Origin of the sequence: Aquabacterium sp. (genome assembly GCF_021768455.1) — a bacterium.
Taxonomy (GTDB): domain Bacteria; phylum Pseudomonadota; class Gammaproteobacteria; order Burkholderiales; family Burkholderiaceae_C; genus Aquabacterium.
The window spans coordinates 1-5,755 of the sequence record NZ_JAIZVX010000204.1 but is presented as its reverse complement, the minus strand read 5'-3'; the positions used below and the strand labels follow the sequence as shown (position 1 = coordinate 5,755).

Here is a 5,755-nt window from a genome sequence, read left to right as displayed (position 1 = left end):
ACCTACACCTCCAGCCTGGTGGTGGGTGGCAACGACGCCAGCAACTACGACGTCAGCATCACCAACGCCAACCTGAGCATCGGCCGCGCCGCGCTCACGCTGACGGCCAGCGGCGGCAGCAAGACCTATGACGGCGGCACCAGCTCCAGTGGCACGGTGAGCGTCAGTGGCCTGCAAGGCAGCGACACCATCACCGGCCTGAGCCAGGTGTATGCCAACAAGAACGCCGGCACGGGCAAGACCATCAGCGTGGCCAGTGGCTACACGCTGAGCGACGGCAACAGCGGCAGCAACTACGACGTGAGCACGGTGGACGCCAGCAACGGCGTCATCACACCTGCCAGCCTCCTGATCACGGTCAACCCGGCATCGCGCGCCGCAGGCACGGCCAACCCGGTCTTCACCGGCACGGTCACCGGCTTTGTGGGAGGTGAAACGCAGGCCACCGCCACCTCGGGACAACTGGTCTTCCAGACCAGTGCCAACGTTGGTTCAGGCGTCGGGGCCTACACCGTGCTGGGCACCGGGCTGACCGCGCTGTTCGACAACTATGTCTTCACCCAGGCCCCCGGCAATGGCGAGGCTCTGACCATCACCGCCGCCCTGCCTGTGGTCGACACCTTCCTGCCCAAGGCCGCCCCGGTGCCGAACTTCCCGGACAACGCAGTACCCACACTGGGCCCGACACCACAGTCGCTCACGGGCAGCAACCTGAACTACGTCAGCCTGAGTTCCAGCCGCAGCGCGCCGGACACGAGCGCCACCACACCCGAAGCCCAGGTGCAGCCCACTGGGGACGCAGCGGGCAGCGCAGGTCGCCCTCGCACCGCCCGCCTGGGTGTGGCCGCCACCGCGGTGCCCAGCGCCAACGGTCCGCTGGACGTCTTTGTGCTCGACGGTGGCCTCAACCTCGGCACCCAGGCCAACACAGCGCCGTGAGAAACGCCACAGTGCGCCCCGATACCAAACACAGGAACCCGACCATGCGCCCCACCCGACTGTCATCCGCCGTCTGCCTGAGCCTGTTGTGCCAACTCGCGTGGTCGGCGCCGGAGTTGCAAGGGCCCACGCCGCCCAGCCCTCCCATGCGAGATCCGGCGGCCCTGCCCGCTGCGCCCCGCGCACCGCTGGCGAGCAGCGAGACCAGCACCGACGGGCCGCGGGTTCAGATCAGGCGGCTGGCGCTGAGCGGCTGCCAGGCCATCCCCTGCGAAACACTGCTGAGCCAGCTGGGCAATTTGCCGACGGAGGCCCTGAACCTGGCCCAGATCGAACAGCTCGGGCAGGCCGTGGCCCAGCTGTACAAGCGCGCGGGCTACCCTTTTGCCCAGGTGGTGGTGCCGCCACAGCAGGTCAAAGACGGCACGCTGCGCCTGCAGGTGCTGGAAGGCGTGCTCGGGCAGGCCACGGTCCAGGGCGATGACCCCTTGGCCCAAGGCGCCAGGCCGTTCCTGGCTGCGGGGCTGCCGGTGGGCGAGGCCATCCGAGAAGACCGCCTGGAGCGCACGATGTTGCTGATCGACGACCAGCCCGGTTTCGACCTGCGTCCCGTGCTGCGCCCCGGCGCAGCAGTGGGCGAAGGCGACCTGCTGGCCCAGGTGCAGCGCCTGAACCATGTTTCGGGTGACGTGGGCCTGGACAACACGGGCAACCGCAGCACGGGCACCCACCGTCTCAAGGTGGCCGTGAACGTCAACAGCCCCTTCTTGTTCGGCGACCGCATCGCCCTGAACGCCCTCACCACCGACCAGTCCATGTGGCTGGGCTCGCTGGACTACGACCGCCCGCTGGGCGCCGAGGGCTGGCGTGGCCAGATAGGCTGGTCTCGCACCAGCTACGTGCTGGGAGGCGCCTTCGAAGCGCTGGGAGCCAAGGGCACCGCCGAGACGCTCACGCTGAAAACCAGCCACCCGGTGATCCGTTCCCAATCGGCGAACCTGCTGGCCTCGCTCAGCCTGCAGCACAAGGCACTGCAGGACCGCTACGACAGCGTCAACCTGGTGCGAGACAAATCCAGCGAACTGCTGACCCTGAGTGCCCAGTTCGACCGTCGCGACACCTGGCTGGGCGGCGGGGTGGTGTACGGCCAGATCGGGCTGACGCACGGCCGCCTGCACCTGGACAGCGGCTCCCGCGCCATCGATGCCGCCACGGCACGCACCGAGGGCGGCTTTGGCAAGGTCAACATCGACATTGCCCGCATCCAGAAGCTGTTCGGAACCTGGAGCCTGTATGCGCGCTGGTCGGCGCAGTGGGGCAACGGCAACCTCGACTCCTCCGAAAAATACGGCATGGGCGGCTTCCTGGGCGTGCGGGCCTACCCCATGGGCGAAGGCACGGGCGACCGCGGCTGGCTGGGCCAGACCGAGTTGCGCTGGTCGCTGGGCGCTTTCACCCCCTTTGCCCTGCTGGACACCGGCCACATGCGCACCAACGCCCAACCCTGGGACGCCGCCAGCCGGGCACAACGCGACATCACCGGAGCCGGCCTGGGCCTGCGCTGGGGCGAAGGCGGCTGGAGCATCGAGGCCGCCGTGTCGGGCCGCATCCATGGCCATGCGGCGCAGGCCGAAGCCCCTGATCGCCCCGTTCGGGCCTGGCTCACACTCAACCGCCGCTTCGACTGAACGGGCACCGCCCCGCCGAGGCCCCAAGCCTCAATCCACCCGCCACCACCCCGGCAACAGCGCCTTGATCTGGCGGCGCTGGTAGCGGTCGTCCATGAGGTGCACCACGCCCTGGTCGCTCACGGTGCGGATCACGCGGCCCGCGGCCTGCACGACCTTGTGCAGCCCGGGGATGACGTAGGTGTAGTCGTAGCCCTCGCCCAGCAGCTGTTCCAGCCGCGCGCAGAACTGTTCGTTGACGGGGTTGAGCTGGGGCAGGCCCAGCGTGGCGATGAAGGCGCCGATCAGGCGCTGGCCGGGCAGGTCCACGCCCTCGCCAAAAGAGCCCCCCAGCACCGCAAAGCCGATGCCTTGTCCACCCTCGGTGAAGCGGTCCAGGAAGGCGGCCTGTTCGGCCTCGCTCATGCGGCGCGACTGCTTCCACACGGGGATGCCAGGGTGCTGCGCCTGCAGGCGCGCGGCCACCTCCTGCAGGTAGTCGTGGCTGCTGAAAAACGCGAGGTAGTTGCCCGGGCGATCGCTGAACTGCTGCGCCATCAGCGCGACCATGGCGGGCATGCTGGCAGCGCGGTCGGCATAGCGCGTGGAGATCTGCCGGGCCACGTGCACCTGCAGCTGCTCGGCCTTGAAGGGCGACGGGGCCTCGATGGCGACGGTGTTCTCGGGCAGGCCCAGCATGGCGCGGAAGTAGGCCTCGGGCTGCAGCGTGGCCGAGAACACCGTGACCGTGTGCGCCGCCTCGAAGCGCGGCTTCAAGAACGGCGCGGGCACCACGTTGCGCAGGCTCACGGTGGACGAGGCCTTGGCGTGCGGGCCAGCGTCGGCATCGAAGGTGAGGTCGCACAGGGCGTGGGCATCGAACAGTTCGGCCAGGCGGGTGAACTGCAGGGCCTGGAGGTAAAAGCCCTGCAGCGGCGCGTCGACCTCGTCGGGGTGCTCGCTGAACCAGGTGGAGATGGCGCCGCTGGCCGCCAGCAGGGCCTTGAGCCAGGCCGCGGGCAGGTCGTCGAGCACGGCATAGGGCTGGGTGGCCGCGTGGGCCTTGTTCAGCGCGCTCCAGGCGCGGTGCAGCTTGTCCAGCGGGGACTTGAGCGCGGCGGGCGCCGTGTGCCGCAGGGCGCGCAGGCTGTGCTGCGCCATCTCGGCCGAGTACATGCTGCGGCCCCGGTCGACCAGGTTGTGGGCCTCGTCGACCAGCACGCCCACGCGCCAGTGGTTGGCCTGGGCCAGGCCGTGCAGCATGGCGTTCAGATCGAAGTAGTGGTTGTAGTCGCCCACGACCACATCGGCCCAGCGTGCGAGTTCCTGCCCGAGGTAATAGGGGCAGACCTGGTGCGACGCGGCCACGGCGCGCACGGTGGCCTTGTCCAGCAGGGGCTGCATGACGGCAGCGGCACGGGCGGCGGGCAGGCGATCGTAGAAGCCCTTGGCCAGGGGGCAGGACTCGCCATGGCAGGCCAGATCGGGGTGCTCGCAGGCCTTGTCGCGGGCCACGAGTTCCAGCGTGCGCAGGGGCAGATCGGGGTCGCGCTGCTGGAGAAGCCCGATGGCATCGAGGGCCAGGGCCCGCCCCGAGGTCTTGGCGGTGAGGAAGTAGAGCTTGTCCAGCCCCTGGCCTGGTGCGGCCTTGAGCAGCGGGAAGACGGTGCCCATGGTCTTGCCGATGCCGGTGGGGGCCTGGGCCATCAGGCAGCGCGCCTGCACCGCGGCCTTGTAGACGGCCTCGGCCAGTGGGCGCTGGCCCAGCCTGAAATCGGCATGCGGGAAGGCCAGGGCCGCGAGCGCCTCGTTGCGGGCGGCGCGGTGGGCCATCTCCAGCTGGGCCCAGGCCAGGAAGCGCGCGCACTGGTCGGCCAGAAAAGCGGCCAGATCGGCGGCGCTGTGGCGTGCGGTGAGCACGGTCTCCTGCTGGGTGCCCACATCGAGGTAGACCAGGGCGAGCTCCACCTCGGGCAGGCCGCGTTCGCCACACAGCAGCGCGCCATAGCACTTGAGCTGCGCCCAGTGCAGGTGGCGGTGGTTGGCGGGCTGGCGCTCGAGTTGGCCCTTGAAGGTCTTGAACTCTTCGAGGCGGTTCAGGCGCGGGTCGTAGCCATCGGCCCGCCCACGCAGGCGCAGCGGGCCGACGGTGCCGCTCAGGGGCAGTTCGGCCAGGTAGCCAGTGCCGCGTCGCCCCGCCACCAGGGCGTGGCCGGCCATGCCTTCGGCGGCGGTGGGCGAGGGGGTGAAGCGCAGGTCGAGGTCGCCCTGCTTGGCCGTGAACTCGCACAGGGCGCGCACGGCCACGGTGTAGCCGGGCTCGGTGGCCGTGACGGGCTGAGGAACGGGCTCGGGAACGGGCAAGGCGGGCTGCGACATCAGCCCGGCAGTGTACGGGGCGGGTTCAGGCGGCCAGGGGCATCGCCAGGGTGAAGTCGGCCGTGCCGCTGGCGTAGACGGTGATCTGCTTGAGCACCATGCTCTGCGGGCGCAGCTCCTGCCCTTCGGCGTCCAGCAGGCGGGGCACGTTGGCCCGCACCAGGGCCACCAGGGCGTTGGTGGAGAGGCCCGAGGCGCCGAGGGTGGCGGCGTCGAGGCTGTAAGGCTGGTCGGCGCTGTCCAGGCCCATCTTGAGCAGCTTGGCCACGGTGACGCGGTCGTTGGAGGAGAGGCGCGTGTCCTGAACACTGAGGGGGGTCATGGGGGGATTCCTTCGAAGAGGCTGCAAAAGACCAAGGGTGGGCTGAACCCAGTGTGAGCCGGATCGCCCCGCCGCACCGGGCGCACCGGCTTGCCCGAGCGAGGGCCTGGCCCTTTCCTGGGGCGCACCGAGTCAGGGAACCAAACACCCGCCAGCGGCCTCTCACCCCCACATGCCTGCCGCGCACCACCCCACCCCGATGGCCCAGAGCCTGCAACTGGTTCAGGCCCTGCAGGCCCGTTGGGGCGCCCGCCTGATCGAAACCCACATCTCCTGGGTGCTGCTGGATGGCACGCACGCGTGGAAGCTGAAAAAGCCTGTGTCCCTGCCTTTTCTGGACGCCACCGAGCCCGCCACCCGCCTGCGCCTGTGCGAGGCCGAGTGCACGCTCAACCGCCGCCTGGCGCCCGAGCTCTACCTCGGGGTGATGGCCGTGCGCGGCACGCCG

The 5,755-nt window shown here is 69.9% G+C and carries 4 protein-coding genes and 1 pseudogene; 3 read left to right on the top strand and 2 right to left on the bottom strand.

Going from position 1 to position 5,755, the window contains the following annotated elements; genetic code table 11:
• Together QZ994_RS18430 and QZ994_RS18425 are read left to right on the top strand one after the other, a co-directional pair.
• Positions 1 to 939, top strand: a 939-nt coding sequence (locus QZ994_RS18430; RefSeq protein WP_290877098.1) for an MBG domain-containing protein, incomplete at its 5' end; no start/stop codon positions are given.
• 44 nt (positions 940 to 983) lie between these two features.
• A complete protein-coding gene (locus tag QZ994_RS18425; protein WP_290877095.1) occupies positions 984 to 2,627 on the top strand; it encodes a ShlB/FhaC/HecB family hemolysin secretion/activation protein in 1,644 nt (547 codons plus the stop codon).
• A 30-nt stretch (positions 2,628 to 2,657) separates the two neighbouring features.
• On the opposite strand, the gene QZ994_RS18420 is transcribed toward QZ994_RS18425, so the two are convergent.
• A complete protein-coding gene (locus QZ994_RS18420; RefSeq protein ID WP_290877092.1) occupies positions 2,658 to 4,985 on the bottom strand; it encodes an ATP-dependent DNA helicase in 2,328 nt (775 codons plus the stop codon).
• Between the two features lie 25 nt (positions 4,986 to 5,010).
• Positions 5,011 to 5,307, bottom strand: a complete 297-nt coding sequence (locus tag QZ994_RS18415; protein WP_290877089.1) for a hypothetical protein — start codon at positions 5,305 to 5,307, stop codon at positions 5,011 to 5,013.
• A gap of 172 nt (positions 5,308 to 5,479) precedes the next feature.
• Here QZ994_RS18415 and QZ994_RS18410 point away from each other — a divergent pair.
• Positions 5,480 to 5,755, top strand: a pseudogene (locus QZ994_RS18410) (aminoglycoside phosphotransferase); the annotation flags it as partial.